Raw genomic sequence first — 20984 nt, forward strand, 5'->3', positions numbered from 1 at the left:
GTGGTGCTGAACCCATTCATCTGCTGGAAGGGACCCGTTCCGTGACCCACCGTAATTCGCCGCTGACCCCTGCCGGAAGACTCCGCCTGATTGAACGTGTCGAGAACGACGGCCGGCCGATCGCCCACGTCGCTGCCGAGGCGGGGATCGCCCGCTCCACCCTGACGAAGTGGGTCCACCGCTATCGAGCCGAGGGCGTCGAGGCGCTGGAAGACCGCTCCAGCGCACCGGCTCTGCGGCCGGGCCGACCGCCGATCGAGGTGCTCGAGTTGATCGACTCCTGGCGGCGGGAGAAGAAGTGGTCGGCTCGCCGGATAGCTCTCGAGCTCGCTGATCGCGGGCACCACTACTGCGTCCGCACCATCGGCCGCTGGTTGGAGCGACTGGGGATCTCCCGCCGCAGGGACCTCGATTCGACCGGGGAGAACAACCGCGAGGCCCGCAGGATCATCGCCCGCTTCCCCGGCCACATGCTTCACCTGGACGTGAAGAAGGTCGGGAAGATCCCCGACGGCGGCGGCTGGCGAGCCCACGGCCGCGGTTCCGCGAAGGCGCTGGCCGGCAAGCGAGCGCATAGACAGCGAGTTGGTTACGCCTACCTCCACTCCGCGATCGATGGCTACTCCCGCCTGGCCTACACCGAGGTCCTCACCGACGAGACCGCCGCGACGACCATCGGGTTCTTCTCCCGGGCCAGGGCCTTCTTCGCCGCTCACGGCATCACTCGTCTGGTCCGGGTGGTCACCGACAACGGCTCCAACTACCGCGCGAAGACCTTCGTCCGGACCGTCGCCGCGCATGCGTCCAGGCACCAGCGGACTCGCCCCTATACGCCCCGTCACAACGGGAAAGTCGAGCGCTACCAGCGCATCCTGACCGAGGAATGTCTCTATGCCCGGGCATATGCCTCGGAGGACGAGCGCCGCCGAGCGATCAGCATCTGGGTCCACCACTACAACTATCATCGGCCACACACCGCCTGCGCTGATCAGCCCCCGGCCACCAGAGTCCACGAACGCGTCGACAACGTCATGACTTCATACATCTAGCCGGTTCAGCGCCGCGGCCGCAGAAGCGACCAAGAGCACGATCATCGCCACCACCAGCACGACCAAACAGGCTGGGGCGAGGATCGGGAGGAGGGACTCCGCGAACTGGTCCAGCGTCGCGTGGAACGGGATGCTCTCGTCGACCGCGCTACGTCCCTCCGGAGCGAGTACACGGAGGATCTCGTCCGGGAAGAACGCGAGGGCCGCGAACGCGCCGGCGAGGACCACGCCCACCACGAAGACGAAGCCGTACCGGGACCACCACAGCTTGCGGTTGTCTCGGGCGAACTCCGCGACCATCTCGTGGTGGTCCTCTCGGGCAGTGCGGAACGCTGTGTGGACCAGTTCGCTGGATCGGTAGCGGGTCCGGCCCGGGATCGTGGTCCGTCCGGCTCGGATGTCGCGGGCGAGCCAGCCCAGTTCGCCGCCCGAGAGACCCGTGAGGGGCGCCCACGTCCAGGACAGGTTCGACAGCGCGGCGATGATCTCGCTGTCGCTCTGGTCGGCGTGCAAGACGACATCGCCTACGGGTAGCTGCTCGGTCGCGGGGGACTCGGCCATGGCGGTGGTCCTTCCGGGTTCGGAACGAGAGGGCGTGGTCGCTGTGCCAGTGGGCGCTCATCGATCTTGGCGGGACGCGGGACCTGCTTCTCGTCCTGCGACTGCACGAGCTCGCCCACTTCGGTGTTGACGAACCCGCATCGGGGTTCCACAGGAAGAAGGCCAGCCATGGCTCTGCACGTCATCGGCACGTTCTCCACCTCCGCCCAGCGCACCCGCCACGACGGGAGCGCCGAGGAGGTCGCCGTCGTGCTCGGCACCGGGCACGACGCCGCCGGCCGCGCTCTCTTCGGCGAGGTCTACCCGGAAGTCCGCGGATACCGGCGGGAGTTCACGCGCCGGGTCTACCTCTTCGACGAGAACCTAGATCTGCGCGGCATGTCCCAGCGCGGACTCCTGCTCGACGCCGGGAGCCCTGGAGGCAGCGATCGGCTCGTGATCCCGCCCAGGCGCATCGGTGCGGCGCTGTCGACGCCGCACGCACCAGTCGCCGCCCTGCGGCTCGGCTCGCGTCCGACGATCTCGCACGGTGCCGTCGGCCCCCGGATCCGCAGCGAGGTCTTCGAGCGGGACGAGGCCACCGGCTCGGTGCGCGTGAATGCCCCCTCCCCCATGACCCAGCTGTCGCGGGAGGAGGGCACGCGGCTTCCGGCCGACGTCTGGTTCGACGCCGAGGGCGGCATCGACCTGGACCGCACCGGGTACGTCGACGGTGACGTGCGTCGCCTGACCGCGGGTACCGTGCGCGAGTGGGTGGACGACAACGTCGCGGGTCCGGTTGAGGCCGCGAGGATCATCCCCGAGGACGCGACCCTGGGCGCGCACGATCACGCCTCGCGCTGAATGGAGAAGCCCGTGACGACACCATCCGATACACCTCCCTCCACGACGTCGCTGACGCAAGAGGCGATCCGACTGAACTACCAGATCGATTCGCGACAGATGACTTTCGCTCAGGCGGCCGATGCGCTCGTCGCGCACTCCGACGGCGAGCTCACGACGATCACCGCTGCGGACATGCTCCACGTGCGGCGGGCGCTCAAGCCCGGCGGCGGGAAGACGACCACGCCGTACCTACTGCCGCGCCGTCTCGGACTGATCGAGGGCGTTGGTCGCGATGGCCGAGAGCGCTGAGATGCACGGCGCTCTTCCCCGGAAAACGCCATGCGCCCCCTGCCCATACCGCCGCGGCGTACCCTCCAGCGTTTGGGACGAGAGCGAGTGCGCGAAGTTGCCCGCCTACGACGGCGACATCCCCGAGCAGGCCTCCGATCGAGTGTTCTCCTGCCACCAGCAGGACGGCTCGGTGTGCGCCGGCTGGCTCGGGCACCGCGATCCTCTCGACCTCCTCGCAGTGCGGATCGGCATCACCTACGGGAGACTGGACCCCTCCTGCGCCGAGTACTCCACGACGGTGCCACTGTGGCCGAGCGGCGCCGACGCCGCCCGCCACGGCAGCCGCAGCGATCAGCGACCCCGACGACCGCGCACGCGCGACGATCGCAAAACTCGAGAAGTCACGATGGCTGGGCAACCCTGACGGCTGAGCACTGTGCGTACCGGTTTCGCAGCAACCGCGAGATCCGCCCCGTGATCACCGGCCCCTCATTACTCTTCAGCCATGAGACACCCCGCATGGCCTGGGTACTCCGACGACCCCGCCACTCGACGCCGCCAGATCCGCGCCCAGATCCGCGGCAAGGCGAGGTACGTGGAGGAGAATCTCAGTGTCACTGCCAGGGAGCGCTACCGAATCCTCTTCGGCCGCCGAAACGCACATCGCCGTACGCCGAGCGAGTACGAGCGACCTGAGGAGATCCTCCACATCGCGACGTGGGAGACGGCTCGCTCGATCGCCCTGGACGACCCGCGCGGCTTCGATGCGCGGCCCCTAACGTGGACGGGGGTCCGCGGTTCCTGGTACTGCGATCCAACGCAGTGGTTCTACCCGCCGGACGAGTGGGTGGAGACGTGGGGCGAGCTGGTTCCCGAACCGTTCAATCGCCACGACTCGAGCGCAGTCGGCATCGACCTTGACGGCATCCGACTCGGCTACGCCCCTGCAGGCTACGCCCGCTACACGCACACCTGCGTCTGCGCTCTGAACAATCGCGGCTTCCGGGTTCTCATACCGCCGCGGTACCGCAGCGACTACTCCAGAGATCTGAACCTTCTGCTCGCCCACGCCTATGCCGCGCCGCCCACCTTCGGCGAGTGGGACAAGATCCTGCCGACGGATGAGGAGTGCGCCCAGCTCCTCCAACCACTGTGGAACGCACTGGATGACTCCGCCCGCGAACAGATCAACCGCGACCGATACGGGCTCACCGACAAGACACTCCCCCACCTGATCGCCCTTAGGCATCTCGCCCCGGACGTCGGGCTCCCGTCTATCCCTCGGCTCAGCGCTGTTACTTACCAAGTCGACCGATTCGTGAAGGCCCAGCAATCCGCGTGGCGCCAACAGCGTGACGACCAGATCATCGCTGCCTTCCGTGAAGGCTGGCGGAAGTCCGACATCTCCAAGCGGCACGAGGTCTCCTACTCCGTCATCTCCAGGATCCTGAAGGAGACCGGTATCGACACTCGAGCCCCGCGAGTCACCCCCGACCAGCGTCGAGTACGCACCGAGATCGTTGCGATGCTGAAGCGCGGCAGTAGTCGCCGCGAGATCAACGACGCGCTGGGCGTCACGTACCACGCAATCGCCGCAGTCGCCAAAGAAGCCGGCGTCGACGTCCCCTCCCAGTCGGGAGTCAACGACTACTCCCATGAGCAAGATGCGTGAGCGCCTCGAGATCTGCAGGCACGCCCTTCGTCTTCAAGCCGAAGGTTCCTCCCGTGCGGAGATCGCTCAGCGGACTCGGGGTTAGCAAGGACACGGTCAAGAGGGACTGCCGCACGGATAGGTGACATCTTGACCTGACCTACGGTTTGGTTTCCAGTTGTCGTCGCTAGTTGTTGCGGGTCATGACGTTGTAGTCACGGAGCGGGGATGAAGGAACGGGTCCCTGACCGGCACGATGGGTGGTGCTGAAGCCGTCCATCTGCTGGAAGAGACCCGTTCCATGACCCACCGTAATTCGCCCCTGACTCCCGCCGGAAGACTCCGCCTGGTCCAACGTGTCGAAGATGATGGCCGACCCATCGCCCACGTCGCCGCCGAAGCAGGAGTAGCTCGATCCACGCTCACGAAGTGGGTCCATCGCTACCGCGAAGACGGCGTCGAGGCCCTGGAAGACCGCACCAGCGCCCCCGCGAGACGGCCCTCGCGGTCGCCGATCGAGGTCCTCGAGCTGATCGACGCGTGGCGACGAGACCGCAAATGGTCTGCCCGCCGGATAACCCTCGAGCTCGCCGGCCGCGGTCACCACTACTGCGTCCGCACCATCGGCAGATGGCTGCGGCGCCTCGGGATCTCCCGTCGGCGAGACCTCGACCCGACCGGGGAGAACAACCGCGAGCCCGGGAAAATAATCGCGCGCTTCCCCGGCCATATGCTCCACCTGGACGTAAAGAAGGTCGGACAGATCCCCGCCGGCGGAGGCTGGCGACTCCACGGCCGCGGCAAGAAACGGGCGCGCCATCAGCGCGTGGGCTACACCTACCTGCACTCCGCGATCGACGGCTACTCCCGACTCGCCTACACCGAGGCCCTCGAGAACGAGACCGCGGCAACCACCATTGCTTTCTTCTCGCGAGCCCGGGCTTTCTTCGCTGCTCACGGCATCACGCGCCTGGTCCGAGTGGTCACCGACAACGGCTCCAACTACCGCGCGAAGACGTTCGTCCGCACCGTGACCGCGCACGCCTCGCGGCATCAGCGGACCCGGCCCTACACGCCCAGGCATAACGGGAAAGTCGAGCGCTACCAGCGGATCCTCGCCGAGGAATGCCTCTACGCCCACGCCTTCTACTCCGAGCACGAGCGGCGCGAAGCGATCAGCGTCTGGGTCCATCACTACAATTACCACCGTCCACACACTGCCTGCGCTGATCAGCCCCCGGCCTCCCGCGTCCACGAACGTGTCGACAACGTCATGACCTCATACAGCTAGTCGATGGTCTTCATGGAAGGCTCACCGCATGCCCCGCCCGTACCCTCCCGAGTTCCGCGCCCGTGCCATCGCTCTGGTCCGCGAGGGCCGCCAGGTCAAGCAGACCGCACTGGACCTGGGCATCCACGAGGTCACCCTCCACAACTGGCTGCGACAGGACGATATCGACCTCGGCCGCCGGCCGGGACTAAGCAGTCAGGAATCTGCCGAGCTCCGCGCGGCGCGCGGCCGTGTCCGCCAGCTCGAGCAGGAGATCGCGATCCTCCGCCGGGCCGCGACGTGGCTCGACGAGGAGGGAGGAGTTGCCCCAAAAGGGCGCACCCGGTGATCGACCGACTCGTCGACGCCGGGGCACCCACAAGCACCTCTTCGCCGCCTACTGGGCGTCTCCCGTCAGGGCTACTACCGGTACCGAAAGCGCCCGACCAGTGCCACTGAGCCGCGCCGCCGCTGGCTGACCGGCCTGATCCGGGAGATCCACGTCGCCTCCCGCGGCACCTACGGCTACCGCCGCATTCACGCCGAGCTCACCATCGGAATGAACATTCCGTGTTCCAGCCGGCTCATCTCCGTCCTCATGACTCGCGCCGGAATCGGTGGCCTTCCAGGCCCAGCCAGAATCAAGCGACTCAAGGGGGTCGCCACAGCGGACGACCTGGTCAACCGCAAGTTCCACCGTCTCGCGCTGAACGAGCTGTGGGTCACGGACATCACCGAGCATCCCACCCGGGAGGGCAAGATCTACTGCGCCGCCGTGCTGGATGCTTGCGACCGCAAGATCATCGGCTGGGCTATCGACTCCAAACAGGACTCCACCCTGGTCGTGAACGCTCTGGACATGGCAATCCGTGCACGTCAGCCAGGGCCCGGAGGGATCGTTCATGCGGATCACGGAGTCCAGTTCACCTCCTGGGTCTTCACTCAGAGGATCCGTTCAGCGGGACTGCGCCGTCGTTCGGGACCGTCGGCGATGGCCTCGACAATGCGATGATGGAGTCGTTCTGGTCGACGATGCAGATCGAGCCGCTGAACCGGAAGAAGTGGAAGACGCGCATCGAGCTCGCGAACGCGATCTTCGAGTACATCGAGGTGTTCTACAACCGTCGTCGCCGGCACTCCTCCCTCGAGTACGCGACACCCCACGACTACGACCTCGCCCGCACCCCGCGGGCACTCACCACCATCGGAAGCTAGCGACCAAGAGTGGAAACCTAACCGTAGGGCAGGTCAAACTGTCACCTGTTCGTGCGGCAGTCCCAGATCCACCTCGCCGACGGCCGCTTCTTCGAGAACCCAAGGGGCAATCCCGATCGCCTGGACCGGGCCCGTGCCCTTCGAAAGGTTGGCGCGACGAAAAGCCAACTGGTCAGCGGCGCGGACCGTCGCGCTCTCCGCGACGCCAACATGCTCGACCTCATCGGCAAGCCGTGGCGCTAGATGCACTAGGCCGCGACGAACACGGCTCAGCTCAGCTTCGACTCTAGGACGCGTCTCCTAATCGAGAGCGCGGAACCCGAGAGAGACATACAGTGCTCGCGCCTCGGTTGCGGTGTCGTCGACGCGTAGTCCGATGCTTGTCTGCAAGCCGGCTTGTACGGCCTGGACGAGGGCTCGCCCGATCCCGTTTCGTCGCGCGTGGGGCACGACGAACAAGTCGATGATGAATGGGCCTCTCGGTACGTCGTCCCAGGGAGCGTCCGTCACGGTGAGGATCGCTCCTACGAGCTCGTCGTCTCGCCAGGCGCCAAAGGATCCGTCTGCGAGCCACGGACCGTACTCACCTCGCCACGATGCAAGGACATCGTCGGTGGCGTCGTTCAGTGTCATCTCGTCGGGTGAGTGGAGGTAGGTTCGCCAGTATGCCTGGCCAACGGCTCGGAGGTCCGGCTCCTCGAGTGTGCGAAGGACTACTCCTCCAGGGATGACGTGATCGGTTCGCGTCGGCGGCTCTGCGACCATCAGGGTGTTTGGCACATGCAGGACTGTAGAGAAACGCAGAGAGTGCTTCCAAGCGGATTATCGGAACGGTCCCGCCCGCGACCAGGTGACGACCGCGGCCAGGACGGCGCCGGCACGGTAGACGACGGCGTGCTTGTCATAGCGGGTGGCCAATCCGCGCCACTGTTTGAGCAGGTTGAAGGACCGCTCCACGACGTTGCGACGTTTGTAGGTCGCGGGGTCGAACTTCGGAGGTCGACCACCGGCTGAGCCACCGCGTTTGCGGTTGGCCTGCTGATCGGCGCGTTCGGGGATCACGGTCCTGATCCCGCGCCGGCGCAAAGATCGCCCGGTTGCCGTTGGAGGAGTACGCCTTGTCGCCGAGCAGGGCGTCAGGCGTCGTGCGAGGGCGGCCGGTGCCGAGGCGCGGTACCCAGATGTCGCCGAGCACCAGTTCCAGGGAGCGCCCGTCGTGGGACTGGCCTGGGGTGACCACGACGGCGAGCGGACGCCCGCGACCGTCGACCGCGTGGTGGATCTTGCTCGTCAGCCCGCCACGTGACCGGCCGATTCCGTGACTTGCAGGTTCACTGTGGACAACACCCTGGTCGCGCTTCTTGTGATTCGACGTCGCCCCCTGTGTCCTGCTCGGGACGGGGCGTGTTCGTCGCGTGCTGGTGAGCGCGGTTGATCGTCGAGTCCACCGACACAGTCCAGTCGATGTCGCCACCGGCATCGGCCTCGGCCATCAGCTGGGCCAGGACGCGGTCCCAGGTGCCGTCGTCGGGCGTGTCAGATGGTCTGTGTAAGCCGTACCGAGAGGAACGGTAAGAATCATGACCATGACCGACGAGAAGACGCCGGGTGGGCCCTCGGGCCAGGACCTGGTCGAGCAGTTGAAGGCCGCCGGGCGACTGGACGCGTTGTTCGAGCAGATCGACGCCGGCCAGGTAGAGCTGACCGGGGACGGTGGGTTCGTGCCCGCGCTGGTCAAGGCCGCGCTGGAGCGAGGTCTGCAGGCGGAGCTGAGCGACCATCTCGGCTACGAGAAGGGCTCCGAGGACGCGTCGAAGCACGCCAACTCGCGTAACGGGACGTCGCCGAAGACGGTTCAGTCCGAGGTCGGGCCGATCGCGCTGGACGTCCCCAGGGATCGTGCCGGTTCATTCACGCCGCGCCTTGTCCCCAAGGGCCAGCGACGCCTGGGAGGGCTCGATGACATGATCATCAGCCTCTACGCGGGCGGGATGACGATCCGGGACATCCAGCACCACCTGGCCTCCACGCTCGGCACGGACCTGTCGCACGAGACGATCTCGAACGTCACCGACGCCGTGCTCGAGGAGGTCGCCGCGTGGCAGGCGCGGCCGCTGGAGGAGTTCTATCCCGTCCTCTACCTCGACGCGATCCGGATCAAGATCCGGGAGAACAGCCAGGTCATCAACCGCGCCGCGTATATCGCGGTCGGCGTGGATCTCGACGGGGTCAAGCACGTGCTGGGGATCTGGGTCCAGGACACCGAGGGGTCGGCGTTCTGGGCCCACGTCTGCGCTGACCTCGCCAACCGCGGAGTGAGGGACGTGCTGATCGTGTGCTGCGACGGGCTGAAGGGCCTGCCGGAGGCAGTCGAGGCGACGTGGCCGGACTCGATGGTCCAGACCTGCGTGGTCCACCTGATCCGGGCCGCGACGCGGTTCGTGGCCTACCAGGACCGCAAGAAGGTCGCCGCCGCGCTCAAGCCGATCTACACCGCGCCCAACGAGGACTCGGCTTGGGCAGCGCTGGTGGAGTTCGAGGCTTCGCCGCTGGGGCAGAAGTACCCCTCGACCGTGATGACCTGGAAGAACTCGTGGGACCGGTTCGTTCCTTTCCTCCAGTTCCCGCCGATGCTGAGGAAGGTCATCTACACGACCAACGCGATCGAGTCGCTGAACTACCAGCTGCGGAAGGTCACGAAGAACCGCGGACACTTCCCCTCGACGGACGCGGCCGTGAAGTCGCTCTGGCTCGCGATCTGCAACATCGAGGACAAGCGCGCCGCCGATCGAGCTCGAGACCGTGGCAAGCCCGCGAACGAGCGGAAGGCCCAGGGCCGGCTCGTCGAGGGCCAGGTCGTCACGAACTGGAAGCAAGCCCTCGCCCAACTCGCCGCCGCCTACCCCGACCGGATCACCCCCTACCTGTGAACACCCCGCTTACACAGACAAATTGACAGGCCCCCGTCGTCGGCGAACCTCTTGTGCCGCTTCCATACCGTCTGCCACGGCCCGAACGCTTCTCGTGGCAGGTCCCGCCACGGAATCCCGGTTCGGTACCGGTAGGCGATGCCTTCCACCACTGTGCGGTGATCACCGAAAGGGCGCCCTGCCTTGCCTACGTTCGACGGCAGCAACGTCTCGATCCGCTCCCACTGCTCGTCCGTCAGCACCTGGAACCGACTCACGGAGCGAGTCTGCCGCGAGCCTCACCTCAGAGTTGGGAGACACGCCCTAGGTGACGTCCCCGGTACGGTCCCGATGCGTGGCTCGACCACGTCGCGATCAACGCGATGCAGGACGTGGCGACCACCCCGCCGATGAGTAGGTCCTCCCCGGTGATTGCGCTGTGCGGACGCAGGACCATCACCGGGAGCACGGCGACGGCGATCACAGCGTCCCCCAGTCCCGGGCATATGGTCCTGCCACCGACGCTCATCGTCATCCGCATGCGGATGTTCCTGAACATCAGCACTCCGAACCCAACTGCCATCGCGAGTGCACACACGATCGTGACCGGTAGCCCATCGATCAGGTCAACGAGTCGGCCGAACGCACTCGCGGCCCAGACCGCTAGGTCGATGTGTTCGCTGACCATGTCTCCTCCACGAGCTACGGGAACGTCGCCGGGGATGCCGACACAAGCCTAGTGGGCGCACAGGGACTGCGACAGGACGGCAACGCCGACCACGAGCGCCGCCGCATCCGTCCCGCCCCACCGGGCGGCCGGATCGACCATGCGGTGAGGATCACCCGGCCTCCCACGCCGCTCCTACGACGCCGGCGAGCTGCGCTCCGAGAAGAACTCATCGACCTCGTCGGGAGTGGCCGGGTCGAACTCCCACACGTCGCCATCACCGATCTTCACCAGGCACGGCCCAGCGAGTTGGCAAGCACGCATCGTCGCAGGCGTCACGAACCGCCAAGCGTCTGTCTTCTGGAACTGCAGAGCCGCTCGATCTCCCACGATGGTCGTCGAGGACGGACTGTGCAGTTCGTTGAGAAGTTCGTCGGTCGGCTCCTCGAATACGCCGGCGATGAGTGGACCACCAGAGTCCCCAGCGTAGATACACGATGAGTACCCCAGGTTGTGCTCGTTCCAGTCGCGACCGACTGTCGAGTCGACAACCTCCTCAAGTTCGTCGGCCGAGAAGTCGGTGGCAATCTCTCGGCTCGACGCGGTCCCCCATCCGAAGCAGTCGGCGCAGTCGTCCCACACCTTGTACAGCCATCCCGTGTCGTCGGCCGGCACGATGAGCGCCGCGTCGGTCGTCGCGATGACGTACTGGTCAGGATCTTCCTCCAGCGGCGGCCCCGAGACATACCCGTCGACCACCCGCTCGATCGGCTCTGCGAGCACCGCGTAGTAGCCGCGCTCCGCTGCACAGACCTGCGCCCCGTTCACATCGTCCTGCCACCCACCGTCGCAGCGGACTCCGTGATCCTCGACGGCCGCGCGCAGCGACTGCGGTGTGAACTCGAGGTCCATCACGAACCCGTCTTCAGCCGGAGCGGAGAGGCCTGCCACCGGCTCGAAACCATCGTCTCCCCCGCCGGTCAGCTGACCGTAGGCGAACACCCCCGTCGCGACGAGACCGATCACCGCGAACACCCCGACGAGAACCTTCACCACGCCCGGCGAGCGTCGCCGAGCCGCGCGAGGTGGAGCCGTAACCGACCGTCGCGCAGAGGGCCGCCGATTCGTAGGCGCCTCGGGCCGCGCGCGCCGTCGAGGATCAGAGGGAGTGCTCACATGCCGGCCTTCCGCCGAGAAACGCGGGGGACCTGCACATCATCGCCCACCGAGCCTCGCTGCGACGCCGGATCTCGCAACATCACTTAGCCGATGCCGACCGGCGCCGCTCCCCCGCCGAGCCACCGCGAGGCGACCGGGCATGGGCGACAGCCCCGAGCCGCTACGACGAGGCCGAGAGCGATAACAAGAGGTCGCTCACTCTCCCTCCCTGGCCGACTCGCCCCGTCGTCGTCCTCGCTGGCGCTCGTCCTCCTCGGTGCTCCCTGGCCGGTCGGTCGGTTCGCTCCCTGCGGGGCTTCGCCCCTTGTGGTGCTCGGTCCGTTCTCGACTCGTTCTCGTTGCGCAACCACTGCGGTGCTCGGCGGTGCTCGGGACGCAACCACTGTGCTGGCTGGACGGTGCTCGACGTGACGCGACCACGACGTCGGCTCGGCGCTTCGCGCGCGGCGCGCGCGGCGGGGCGTCGTGCTCGTAATGGGTTCTCGGTGCGTTCTTGATGATCGGGGGCGATGCGTGGCGCGCGCGCTTGCACGGACTGATCATCGAGGCGGGTTGCGGGGGCGGTGTGCGATGCGTGCTCGTCGCGGTGGCTCGGCGGCGCGCGGGGCATGGGCTCATCGACAATGCCACTATTGGCGCTGCGATGCGGGATGGACGGAGGGTCGTTTCGCGTTGCGCCTGGTCGTTCCGGGGTCGATGCGTTGACGTCCCGTGGGAGCTTGCTCCCGCCCACTTCACGCAGTGCATGGACCCTTCGGGGGAAGCACTCTCGTCGATCGGATCGCGCAGCGAGACGTCGACGCGGCGCGGCCGTACGCGGCTTCGCTGCGTGGTGCGCGCGCGCATGCGTTCCGCCCTGCGGGACGCCTCGCGGAGCGACGGAACGGTTCCGCGCGCCGGGCCGTGCCGTTCGCGTAGCGACAACGGCCGCAGGCCGTGGCGAGTGCGCGCGACACGAGTCGTCCCCGCCGGATCGGATGACCTCACAAGGAACGCAGGATCGACCTCCCCGTACGGCGGAGCCAGGGGATGCACGGGTCGATACAAGGACAAGGTCATACGACTGGACGCTCCACGATGCCCGCGGCGCGCCCGCTTCGTGGACACAGCGCGTTCAGGGCGGGGACTGGCTCGGGGCGCGGAGATGGATTCTTCGAGGTCAAGTCTGGTCCGAAACCTGATCCGGCCACGCCTTCGCCTCCACGACCTGCAGGAACGCTCCTTCGCATATGGATGGGCATGAGCCGAGACACCGTGATCCGCCGCGTCACCCGGGCATCGGGCGGTCAGAACAGCCCTGAAATGGTCGCCACCCGGATGCGCGCCTTCGCCTCTTCGCTCTCTCCTCGTACCCCTGCGACGTTCCTCGCGGTGAAGACCGATGACGGGTTGGAGAACTTCCTCATCACTCCCGACACCGACGAGATGAACAAGGCCGCTCTCGCCGCTGCCCACGCCGTCACCGGCAAGCTCGCCTTCGCGGAGTCGCTGCCCGATCTCGCCGCCGCCTCCGAGGCCGGTCATCTGTTCTACCGGCCCGGCGGCACTCGCTCCTCCACCACCCAGTCCGGCCGGGACCCGTTCTCCATGTCCGCGTCGCTGGCGGAGATGCCGGTCGGCTCATGGGTGGCGATCACGATGCGTGCACCGCGGCGCGGGTTGCTCCTGCACGAGGACCGTCTCTGGGACCGCTGGATCAAGGGCCGCATCGTCGGCGGCACCCATCATTCCCTCGAGCCCAACGGCGTCATCGCTCATGTCGCCGCCACGAGCTCCCGCAGCGGGGTCGATTCGCTGCTCGCGCCAGGTCGCCGGGGACATGCACGGTTTCGATCTCGAGACCCGCACTGTGCGCTTCCCGCGCCGCTGGGTCATCACGCAGTTCGCACTGCTCGCCGCGACCGTGCTCGCCGCCGGGATCATCCTGGGCGCGTTCGCCCCCGCTCTGTCCGCGCTCATCCCCTCGACGATTGTCTCCACGATCGCGACGACCTTCATGGCCGCGGCCGCACTGCCGCTCTTGGCGATGGCGGGCTACATCGCGTGGGGCATCCGGTATGAGCGACGCTTCCGCCGCGGGGACTTCCCGCCGCCTCGGCGCCGATGGGCGCGCGCACCCGACCTCCGACGCAGGGCAACGATCAGGGCCGTGCCGAGTCCGCCGAGGACTTCCTGCCCGGCACCGGCAACCGCACGAAGAAGGGACCTGGCGACTACCCGCTGAACCGCGGGTCCTTCAAGCTCGGCGCGCCGCTCCCGGTCGGCGCGATCGCCCCGGCATCGGGCGCGGCATCGGGCACCTCCGTCACCGGGGACCGCAGCGCACCCCCGCCTCTCCTGCGGCGCATCGGTCCTGTCATCGGGCTGGACGCCGCGGGCCGGATGGTGCGTCTGTCCGCACGCGACCTGTGGGCTGGGATCGCCGTCTTCGGCAAGCCCCGTTCCGGGAAGTCCACTCTCCTCCGCGGCCTGTTCGCGTTCCTCCTCGCCGACCAGCGGCCAGCGCCCCACGACGAGGCGGAGTCGCCGGAGCAGGCGCGTTCGCTGCTCGGCAGTCGAGGAGCCATCGTCGCGTTCGAGTCGAAGTCCGGGAAGGATGCCGCCGAGTACCAGCGATGGGCGCAGATGCTCGGCAAGAAGAAGGTCCATGTGTTCGACCTGGCCGACCCCTCGGGCGCCCGCATCGACCTGATGGGCGGCGGAGACAGCATCACCGACAGCGCCGCGAAGTTCGTCGACAAGATGATCTACCACTGGGGCGGAGACTCCATCGGTGCGGCGTCGGCCAAGACGCTCCGCGGCGTGTTCACCACTGCCCTCGGCGTCCCTACCGACACCCTGACCGATGCCCTGTCCACGCACCCCGACGCCCCTTCGCCGGCGCCGGCGCCCACTCCCGTCTCCATCGCCCATGCACTGCTGGGCGCCTACGGCGATGAGTTCGGAGTACACCTGGCCGAGGTCATCCGGCGCCGCCTTGCCGACGTGAAGGCCGGGCGCGTCGACGGCGATCAGCGCAGCCTCGAGATCGCGGTGAGTGGGCTGACCGAGCTGTACGGCCCCACCGTGAAGGCGACTGGTCGCGCGGCCCTCCAGAAGGCGCCCTCCTCGAAGGTCGAGGTGCTCATGCTCGCCCCGCACTGGTGGCGCACCGACGGCCGTGTCGTCTCGCTCGAGGAGATCCTGCGCCGACATCTGCGCATCGTCATCAACGCCGGAGCGACCTCGACCCTCACCGGCGCCAGCGCCGAGAACCTCCGCCTGTCGCAGTCGGTCGGCACCGCCATCAGCTCCATGACGATGTACGCGCGCGCGAGGCGATCCAGGACGTGTGCGCCGGATGGGAGGACGATGGGCAGTACGTCGCGATCATGTCTGACGAGCTCGCCCGTATCGCCGGCAATTCCCCCGAGGTGATCGAGTGGACCCGCATGCAGGGGCGTGCCTTCGGCGTGATCCCGATCTTCGCGACGCAGGAACCGGAGCAGACTGCCCGAGGCTGTGCGCCGCACGATGCTCTCCCTCTCGACGGTCGCCTCCTACGCCCAGGAGAACGCCTCGGTGGCCGAGCAGATCGCCCGCGACCTCACCGGCGGGGCGAGCGACGGCTTCGAGGTGGTGCACACCAAGGAGGTGATGGACCTGCCCCTCTACAGCCTGCTCGTGCGCACCGTCCTGGACCAGCGGCGCCTGAACGTGTTCACCGCGAAGGTGCATCCGTTCGAGGAGGACCGTGAGAACTTCCGCTCGGTCCTGTACCCGCCCGAGGTGAGCTGAGTGCGCACCTGGACGTTCGACTCCCTGCCGGGCCGGATCGACGACGACGCCCACCGTGCCGCGCGCCGCGCCGACCCGTACTGGCAGTCGATGTTCTCCACCGGCACCTCTGACGGATGGGTCAGCGCCTCCCAGCATCGCCGCGCGAATCCCGAGCAGAAGCGGTGGTCCGGGATCCCTGCGCACTTCACGATGCCGACCTCGGAGGCCTTCGCGCAGCTGCGCACTGATCGCCACCGCCCTTCGATCCTCGGCACGCTCGGCGCCGTCGCCAGCTGGCGCACCGTCACCCGCGAGCGGCTCGCGTGCATCACCGGCTCGAAGGTGATGGCGAACCCCTACCCCGCTGCGCTCGCGGCGCCGTTCTCGGTCGGTCTGCTCGCCCACGGCTACGTCTCGGCGGGTACGAATCGTCTGGCCCCGGCCAGTCACCGGATGAGCATGTGGACCGTCGGCGACCAGCTCGACGCCTACGCCACGCGCGCAAGTCCCTCACGTTCGCCGAGCACATCGCGATCACCGGCGGACAGCCCTGGAACAGCGAGCATCGCTTCGACCGCCACAACGTGCTGACCACCGAGCTCGCCCTGCGCGTGGCCGAGTTCTGCGACGTCGCCACGGTGCTCGGCGAGAAACAGACCGCGCCGCCGACCCTCCTCGCCGCCGCCGGACTGCACGCCCACCAGACCGACCTCGGCCGGAAGGCGGACGCAGCGATCGTGCGCCGCGACGGGCTGGTGATCGCGCTCGAGACCACGGCGACGGTCGGCGAGGCGTTCCGCCGCAAGGTCGCCAAGTGGGCGCAGATCCTGCAGCGCCACCCCAGCTACGAACTTCCGCTGGTGGTGCTGTTCATGGACGTGTCCACCCCGTCACAGGCGACCAGTGCGGCCGCGAAGAACCAGACGCACGCGGAGATTCAGGCGGCGATCCGCAACGCGGTGCGCGACTACCCCGGCACGGCGCTGAACCGGACCGCCTCACGGATGGGGATGGTGGGCTGGCAGTCATGGTTCCCCGCGCCGCACGAGGTGACCGAGGACTTCCTGGAACTGTCGGGGTCCTTCCTCGCCCGCGGCACCAGCGATGGGCAGGAGGGGTGGAGGACGGTGCGTCTGCTGGATGAGGAGGAGATGCCCTACCGCGAGGGCGATCCGGCGACCGGCGAGATGATCGCGACGAACTCCCGCCTGCTCGCCGGCACCCCGTACTGGCTACGTGCCGGATCCGTTCCTCGCACCGACCGCTACCTGGTCTCTGCCGTCGGCGCCGAGGAGATCCCCTCGCTGGTCGATCCGCTCGTGCCGGACCGGATGACGGGTCCCGGGTTCACGCAGTCCGTCGCAGGCCGGAAGTGGAGACACCTCGTGCAGCTCTGACCGTGATCGGCACGGCGCACCTCGGCCGACCCCTCCCTCGACGAGAATCGGCTCATGAGCGCGCTCGACGGATACCGCATCCCCAACCTCTCCACGCCGGGATGGGACGCCGCGCGCGCGCGACCGCTCGGAACCCGGTACTCGACAAGGCCACCGCGACGGTGAGCAACCTCGCTAGCACCTACGCGCGGACCATGTACCGAGACATCGCCAAGCCGTGGGCCACGAACCCGGTGTGGGCGAACGGCCTCCGCGACGCCATCAGTCCCAGCTGGACGACTCAGGCGGCGGCGTGTTCTGCGACCACACTGGCGAAGTCCTTCCACCGGGATCTCTTTCGCCGCTCTACACCCGGCTCGACATCGGCGCGAAGCTCGCTGCCTCCTCAGCTGAACCACGCATCGGCGATCACCCCGACGCTTCCCTCGATGGACTTCCTTCGCCCGTCCACCGCAGTCCTCACCGCGCTCACGAAAAGCATGGGCACCAGGTGGGTCCCTCCCCACGACCTCTTCCCCGGACTCACCGGGGTGCCTCTCCCCGGGCTCGACGACACGGTCCGCTCGATCCTGCGCGAGATCTCGACGCAGTACGAGCTCGACATCGACGCCCCGGACGAGGAGATCGAGTTCACCGATCTGCCGGACATCGAGCTGCAACCTGACCTCGAGTTCGCCCTGTACATCGACGACCTCAGCGGCACACTCCAGAGTGCGTTCATCCCACGCGAGGTGTCGCGGCGAGGGGTCCGCAACCTCATCTTCGCGCTCTGCGTGATCGCCTTCGCCCAGAATCATGCACCAGAGATCCTGCACGAGCCGCCACCTGGTGTTGAGCAGTCGGTGGAAGAGGTCTGGCCCGACTGGGCGCACCTCCCAGAGTGGATGGTGCAGGCCATCTTGCTCGGCACAGGCATCGCCGGGCTCGACAGCCTCTCCTCCCGGGGCTCCGATTCGCGACGCGACGAGGAGAACCGCAGCGACCCCTGAGCCCTGCGCCCCGCCCACTTCCCCGGGTGAAGACCCGCGGAGAGGACATCATGACCATCAAGCGCAAGAAGGACACCGGCGAGCAGGGCAACGGCGGCCAGTTCGGTTCCACCCACCGAGGCGAGGCGGACGTGACCGTGCCCGCCACCTCCGGCAAGGAGCACCCGTTCCCCGCGAAGGACTACTACTCGGCCGAGGAGCTCACAGCGCTCGAGGACCGCGGCATCACGGTGGGGACCTCTCCGCTGCCCAGGCGCACGCCGTTCGTCGACCGCAGTGCAGAGATCGGCTCCGGGACGACGATCGGGACGAGCGTGACCATCGAGAGCGGTGCCTCGGTTGGACAGAACGTCGACATCGGTCGCAACAGCCTGGTGGCGGTGGACGCCCATATCGGGGACGAGGCTCAACTCTCCACCGATTCCACCGTGGGCGCGGGGGCACGGATCGGGCGCGCAGGCTGCGTCGACTTCCGCTCATCCGTGTGGAAGGACGCGGCCGTCGGCGAGGACTCCATGGTCGGGGCGAACAGCGGCATCGGTGAGCGCAGCACGATCGGATCTCGCAGCTGCGTCGTCGGCGGCGCGAGCGTCGGTCGTGACGTCCAGGCCGGTGATCGCGTCGTGATCGGTGCGGGCGCGCAGATCGAGGACGGCGTGAAGATCGGGGACGACGCCGTGGTCTGGGGCCATATCACCTCCGACGTCGCTCCCGGCGAGGTGCGCCGCGGCGACCAGACGTTCGATGGCCTCACCGCATCACGTGAGGAGCTCGCGTTCGGATCCCAGGGCGGATGGTCGCGCAAACGGTTCGGGCACGTGAGCTGACCTTCCCTCTACGCCAGAGGCCCAACTGAGTCACACGGAGTACTCAGCCGTCCGAGGTCCTAGATCCCCACTCGCCGATCTGGTCGTCCATAAGCCGCGCAAAGACGCATCCTCCGCACCGTCGACGGGTGCAACGCGATCTCCTTCAGGACGATCGGTGCCTCCTCGCCGTAACCGGGGAAGCGGAGTACAGATGCCTTGTCCAGGGGCCGCCAAGTACCGCCGTGCTGAATGATCAAGTCGGGCTCGTCACGGCGTTCGATCCACAGTGAACGGGATGCGGCGGCTACTGCAGTGGCGAGGAATGTGACTGATTCGAGCAGTCCATCGAACACGGACTGCGGCGCCGGGCGCAGGAACATCGATGCGAAGCCGCCTCTTGCCCCCTTGACAACCACCTCGGTGTCCACCCACTCGGGCTGTGCGTAGAGGGGGCTGATCACTCCCGATGGGCGGCCCTTGTGGGTAGTCATCGCGTGAATCTTCATGCGTGGAGCTCGGTGTACCGCTGTGTTTCTCGCTTTCATCAGCCAAGGAAGCCAGTCTTCGGGTCCATGCTCCCTCCACGCACCGGCGACCCTGAGGATGTCTCCTTGGCGTGTGCGCCCCTCGGTACCCAAATCCGCGAAGGTGCCTTGTCTCATGCCCTGTGTCGGCCCACTGTTCGGCTCCTTCTCCGCGATCTTGATCAGCTCGCCCCAACCCGTGCCGATTACGTCCACTCGCACACCGGACACGATGAGGACCACGGTCGCGAGACGATCGAGTGCCTGCGCGAGACTCACGAGAACCTGCTCAGCCCAAATGGATTGAAGCTCCTCTCGTCGTTCCTCACCCGGGGACGCGGCGGTGAACGCCCCGATTTTCTCGTCGCGGCTGGTGACTCGGCCGAACAAAGCTTGCGCCCGAGTCGAACGATCGTGGTTGAGCGAGAACTCGACCCGCTGGTGTTCCTCAACCGCGAGAGACGCATGGCGCAAGGACGTGGCCACGCCAGTGCAGGATGCGAGGAGGTACTCGCCAAGCTGTGCTGACACCCGCCATCCGACATGTCCGTTCCACCATGAGATCCCACCCGCAACCTCATCGAGGTCGGCCGCGATTTCGGAGCTCAATGCGTCGATCGCCTCGGTAGCCGTGCGTACGAGGTCTCGGTAGTCAGCCATCTAGGAATCATGCCAGCAACGTCGGCATGACCTCCGATGATCATTGGCTCGTCCCAGTAGAGCTCTCCCCCGCCCACTGGATGTAGCGACAGCTCTCGCTACTGAAGGTGGACACGATGCAACTGGGCCGAGGACCTCGCTTCGAGAAGGACTCCAACGATCTGGCCGATTCCCTCAGCGGTTGCGGGCCGAAGATCCTCCTCTTCGGCGTCCTCGCGATCTTCGCCGTCTCCCTGCTGATCGGGGTGATCCTGTGAGCGGCACCGTCTACGGCGTCGCCGGCGGATCCGTCGAGGACCTCGGCACCGAAGCCGCGGCGGCCGGCAGAGAGGGCGAGGAGAGCACGGGGCGAGTCCTGGACCGGATCGCTCTGGAGTCCCAGCGCGACGTCTGGCACGACCTGAACGTTCCGGCTCGAGGGATCCGAGCGAACATCGACCACATCGTCACCGGCGGCACCGTCGTGCTGATCATCGACGCGAAGCGATGGAAGCCGGGCCTCTACTGGACTCTCGGCGACACCTCCTACCGATGGCTGACGAAAGTCGAGCACGCTGACCGCCGCACGATGGGGATGATCCAGCGCCGCATCAGCGCGCACATCCCCCGCGCCCTGGTCCGTCGGCCGGTGGTCTCGGTGGAGTCCTCACGCTCCAGCGGAGGCGTGAACGTCTCCTTCCTCCACATCCCCGGGGCCGACTCGATCCGCTCCACCTCCCTGCCTCGACGTGTCCGCTCCCTGGTGCCCGACGCCCCGACCGACCCCGACGTCGTCGCCGCCCTGTTCCCCCTGCTCCGCTCGAGCTGAGGAGGACCCATGGCCTCGAAGTACGCCAAGCCCTCCCCGAACCTCACCGTGCCACTGGTGGGGATCACCGCCTTGCTCACCGTCGCGACGGCGGCCATCTCCCTGCCCGCCGGCTGGGTGCTGTTCGCCGGATTCCTGGTGGTCGCCTGGGCTCACCCCACCCCGATGCTCACCGGACCCAAAGAGACCCCCGCCAACGAGCGGGAGGAGCGGCTGATCCGCCGACATCGCTCGTGGCTGGACACCCGCAACTCCATGCTGATGGGCAACTCCTGGGGCTGGGAGACGCTGTGGTGCGGGATCCCGCCACGGTTGTCGTACTTCGTCACCGGCGCGATCGGCGCGCTGGTCGCGACGGTGCCGCTGTCCGGGGCGCGCCCACCCAGGCGCTGCGGCTGGTCGGCGGGCTGATCGACTGGGA

At 67.4% G+C, this 20984-nt stretch carries 23 protein-coding genes and 3 pseudogenes; 19 read left to right on the top strand and 7 right to left on the bottom strand.

Annotated features, from left to right (window positions below):
• The first annotated feature begins 41 nt into the window (after positions 1-41).
• Positions 42-1049 carry an IS481 family transposase gene (locus tag WKH84_RS04525; protein WP_341855765.1) on the top strand — a complete coding sequence of 336 codons (1008 nt, stop codon included), beginning with the start codon at positions 42-44 and terminating at the stop codon, positions 1047-1049.
• On the opposite strand, the gene WKH84_RS04530 is transcribed toward WKH84_RS04525, so the two are convergent.
• Positions 1038-1610, bottom strand: a complete 573-nt coding sequence (locus WKH84_RS04530; protein WP_341855766.1) for a hypothetical protein — start codon at positions 1608-1610, stop codon at positions 1038-1040. The genes WKH84_RS04525 and WKH84_RS04530 overlap by 12 nt on opposite strands.
• A 168-nt stretch (positions 1611-1778) precedes the next feature.
• Here WKH84_RS04530 and WKH84_RS04535 point away from each other — a divergent pair, with 168 nt between their 5' ends.
• The 7 genes and pseudogenes from WKH84_RS04535 to WKH84_RS04565 all read left to right on the top strand — a co-directional run bounded on the left by WKH84_RS04535 (position 1779) and on the right by WKH84_RS04565 (position 7105).
• On the top strand, positions 1779-2453 hold the full coding sequence (locus WKH84_RS04535) for a hypothetical protein (protein WP_341855767.1): 675 nt from the start codon (positions 1779-1781) through the stop codon (positions 2451-2453).
• A complete protein-coding gene (locus WKH84_RS04540; RefSeq protein ID WP_341855768.1) occupies positions 2454-2744 on the top strand; it encodes a hypothetical protein in 291 nt (96 codons plus the stop codon).
• A 1-nt stretch (position 2745) separates the two neighbouring features.
• Entirely contained in the window at positions 2746-3150 is a 405-nt protein-coding gene (locus tag WKH84_RS04545; RefSeq protein ID WP_341856773.1) for a DUF6283 family protein, read from the top strand.
• Positions 3151-3321: 171 nt separating this feature from the next.
• Positions 3322-4398, top strand: a complete 1077-nt coding sequence (locus WKH84_RS04550; protein WP_341855769.1) for a hypothetical protein — start codon at positions 3322-3324, stop codon at positions 4396-4398.
• 280 nt (positions 4399-4678) lie between these two features.
• Entirely contained in the window at positions 4679-5668 is a 990-nt protein-coding gene (locus tag WKH84_RS04555) for an IS481 family transposase (RefSeq protein WP_341855770.1), read from the top strand.
• Between the two features lie 28 nt (positions 5669-5696).
• Positions 5697-6862 (top strand): annotated as a pseudogene (locus WKH84_RS04560) (IS3 family transposase).
• 51 nt (positions 6863-6913) lie between these two features.
• Entirely contained in the window at positions 6914-7105 is a 192-nt protein-coding gene (locus WKH84_RS04565; protein WP_341855771.1) for a hypothetical protein, read from the top strand.
• Positions 7106-7162: 57 nt separating this feature from the next.
• Here the strand turns inward: WKH84_RS04565 and WKH84_RS04570 are convergent, their stop codons facing one another.
• Both WKH84_RS04570 and WKH84_RS04575 read right to left on the bottom strand, forming a co-directional pair.
• The gene (locus WKH84_RS04570) at positions 7163-7642 is read right to left on the bottom strand and encodes a GNAT family N-acetyltransferase (protein WP_341855772.1); all 480 of its coding nucleotides are present in this window, start codon (positions 7640-7642) and stop codon (positions 7163-7165) included.
• Positions 7643-7684: 42 nt separating this feature from the next.
• A pseudogene (locus WKH84_RS04575) lies at positions 7685-8177 on the bottom strand (IS5 family transposase); the annotation flags it as partial.
• Positions 8178-8448: 271 nt separating this feature from the next.
• Here WKH84_RS04575 and WKH84_RS04580 point away from each other — a divergent pair.
• The gene (locus WKH84_RS04580) at positions 8449-9792 is read left to right on the top strand and encodes an IS256 family transposase (RefSeq protein WP_341855773.1); all 1344 of its coding nucleotides are present in this window, start codon (positions 8449-8451) and stop codon (positions 9790-9792) included.
• A gap of 32 nt (positions 9793-9824) precedes the next feature.
• On the opposite strand, the pseudogene WKH84_RS04585 reads toward WKH84_RS04580, so the two are convergent.
• The 3 genes and pseudogenes from WKH84_RS04585 to WKH84_RS04595 form a co-directional block, all read right to left on the bottom strand.
• A pseudogene (locus WKH84_RS04585) lies at positions 9825-10049 on the bottom strand (transposase); the annotation flags it as partial.
• A gap of 26 nt (positions 10050-10075) precedes the next feature.
• Positions 10076-10459, bottom strand: a complete 384-nt coding sequence (locus WKH84_RS04590) for a hypothetical protein (protein WP_341855774.1) — start codon at positions 10457-10459, stop codon at positions 10076-10078.
• 174 nt (positions 10460-10633) lie between these two features.
• Positions 10634-11494, bottom strand: coding sequence for a hypothetical protein (locus WKH84_RS04595; RefSeq protein WP_341855775.1), 861 nt, complete (start codon positions 11492-11494; stop codon positions 10634-10636).
• 1362 nt (positions 11495-12856) lie between these two features.
• On the opposite strand from WKH84_RS04595, the gene WKH84_RS04600 reads away from it, so the two are divergent.
• The 7 genes from WKH84_RS04600 (at position 12857) to WKH84_RS04630 (ending at position 18589) form a co-directional block, all read left to right on the top strand.
• The gene (locus WKH84_RS04600; protein WP_341855776.1) at positions 12857-13678 is read left to right on the top strand and encodes a hypothetical protein; all 822 of its coding nucleotides are present in this window, start codon (positions 12857-12859) and stop codon (positions 13676-13678) included.
• 42 nt (positions 13679-13720) lie between these two features.
• The gene (locus WKH84_RS04605) at positions 13721-15034 is read left to right on the top strand and encodes a hypothetical protein (RefSeq protein ID WP_341855777.1); all 1314 of its coding nucleotides are present in this window, start codon (positions 13721-13723) and stop codon (positions 15032-15034) included.
• 84 nt (positions 15035-15118) lie between these two features.
• Positions 15119-15394 (top strand): hypothetical protein, encoded by a 276-nt coding sequence (locus WKH84_RS04610; protein ID WP_341855778.1) that lies wholly within the window; start codon positions 15119-15121, stop codon positions 15392-15394.
• On the top strand, positions 15395-15967 hold the full coding sequence (locus WKH84_RS04615; protein ID WP_341855779.1) for a hypothetical protein: 573 nt from the start codon (positions 15395-15397) through the stop codon (positions 15965-15967).
• Positions 15961-16773, top strand: coding sequence for a hypothetical protein (locus WKH84_RS04620; protein WP_341855780.1), 813 nt, complete (start codon positions 15961-15963; stop codon positions 16771-16773). Before WKH84_RS04615 ends, WKH84_RS04620 begins: the two co-directional genes overlap by 7 nt.
• A 161-nt stretch (positions 16774-16934) precedes the next feature.
• A complete protein-coding gene (locus tag WKH84_RS04625; RefSeq protein WP_341855781.1) occupies positions 16935-17762 on the top strand; it encodes a hypothetical protein in 828 nt (275 codons plus the stop codon).
• Positions 17763-17812: 50 nt separating this feature from the next.
• On the top strand, positions 17813-18589 hold the full coding sequence (locus WKH84_RS04630) for a DapH/DapD/GlmU-related protein (RefSeq protein WP_341855782.1): 777 nt from the start codon (positions 17813-17815) through the stop codon (positions 18587-18589).
• A 59-nt stretch (positions 18590-18648) separates the two neighbouring features.
• On the opposite strand, the gene WKH84_RS04635 is transcribed toward WKH84_RS04630, so the two are convergent.
• On the bottom strand, positions 18649-19755 hold the full coding sequence (locus WKH84_RS04635) for a hypothetical protein (RefSeq protein ID WP_341855783.1): 1107 nt from the start codon (positions 19753-19755) through the stop codon (positions 18649-18651).
• Between the two features lie 116 nt (positions 19756-19871).
• Here WKH84_RS04635 and WKH84_RS04640 point away from each other — a divergent pair, with 116 nt between their 5' ends.
• From WKH84_RS04640 to WKH84_RS04650, 3 genes are read left to right on the top strand one after another with little or no spacing between them, the layout of a single operon-like run.
• Complete coding sequence (locus WKH84_RS04640) at positions 19872-20012, top strand: hypothetical protein (protein WP_341855784.1); 141 nt, start codon at positions 19872-19874, stop codon at positions 20010-20012.
• On the top strand, positions 20009-20563 hold the full coding sequence (locus WKH84_RS04645; RefSeq protein WP_341855785.1) for a nuclease-related domain-containing protein: 555 nt from the start codon (positions 20009-20011) through the stop codon (positions 20561-20563). Before WKH84_RS04640 ends, WKH84_RS04645 begins: the two co-directional genes overlap by 4 nt.
• Positions 20564-20572: 9 nt before the next feature.
• On the top strand, positions 20573-20974 hold the full coding sequence (locus tag WKH84_RS04650) for a hypothetical protein (protein ID WP_341855786.1): 402 nt from the start codon (positions 20573-20575) through the stop codon (positions 20972-20974).
• The last annotated feature ends 10 nt before the right edge of the window (positions 20975-20984 follow it).

The organism is Brachybacterium sp. GPGPB12 (assembly GCF_038396325.1).
In the GTDB taxonomy this organism is placed as follows: domain Bacteria; phylum Actinomycetota; class Actinomycetes; order Actinomycetales; family Dermabacteraceae; genus Brachybacterium; species Brachybacterium conglomeratum.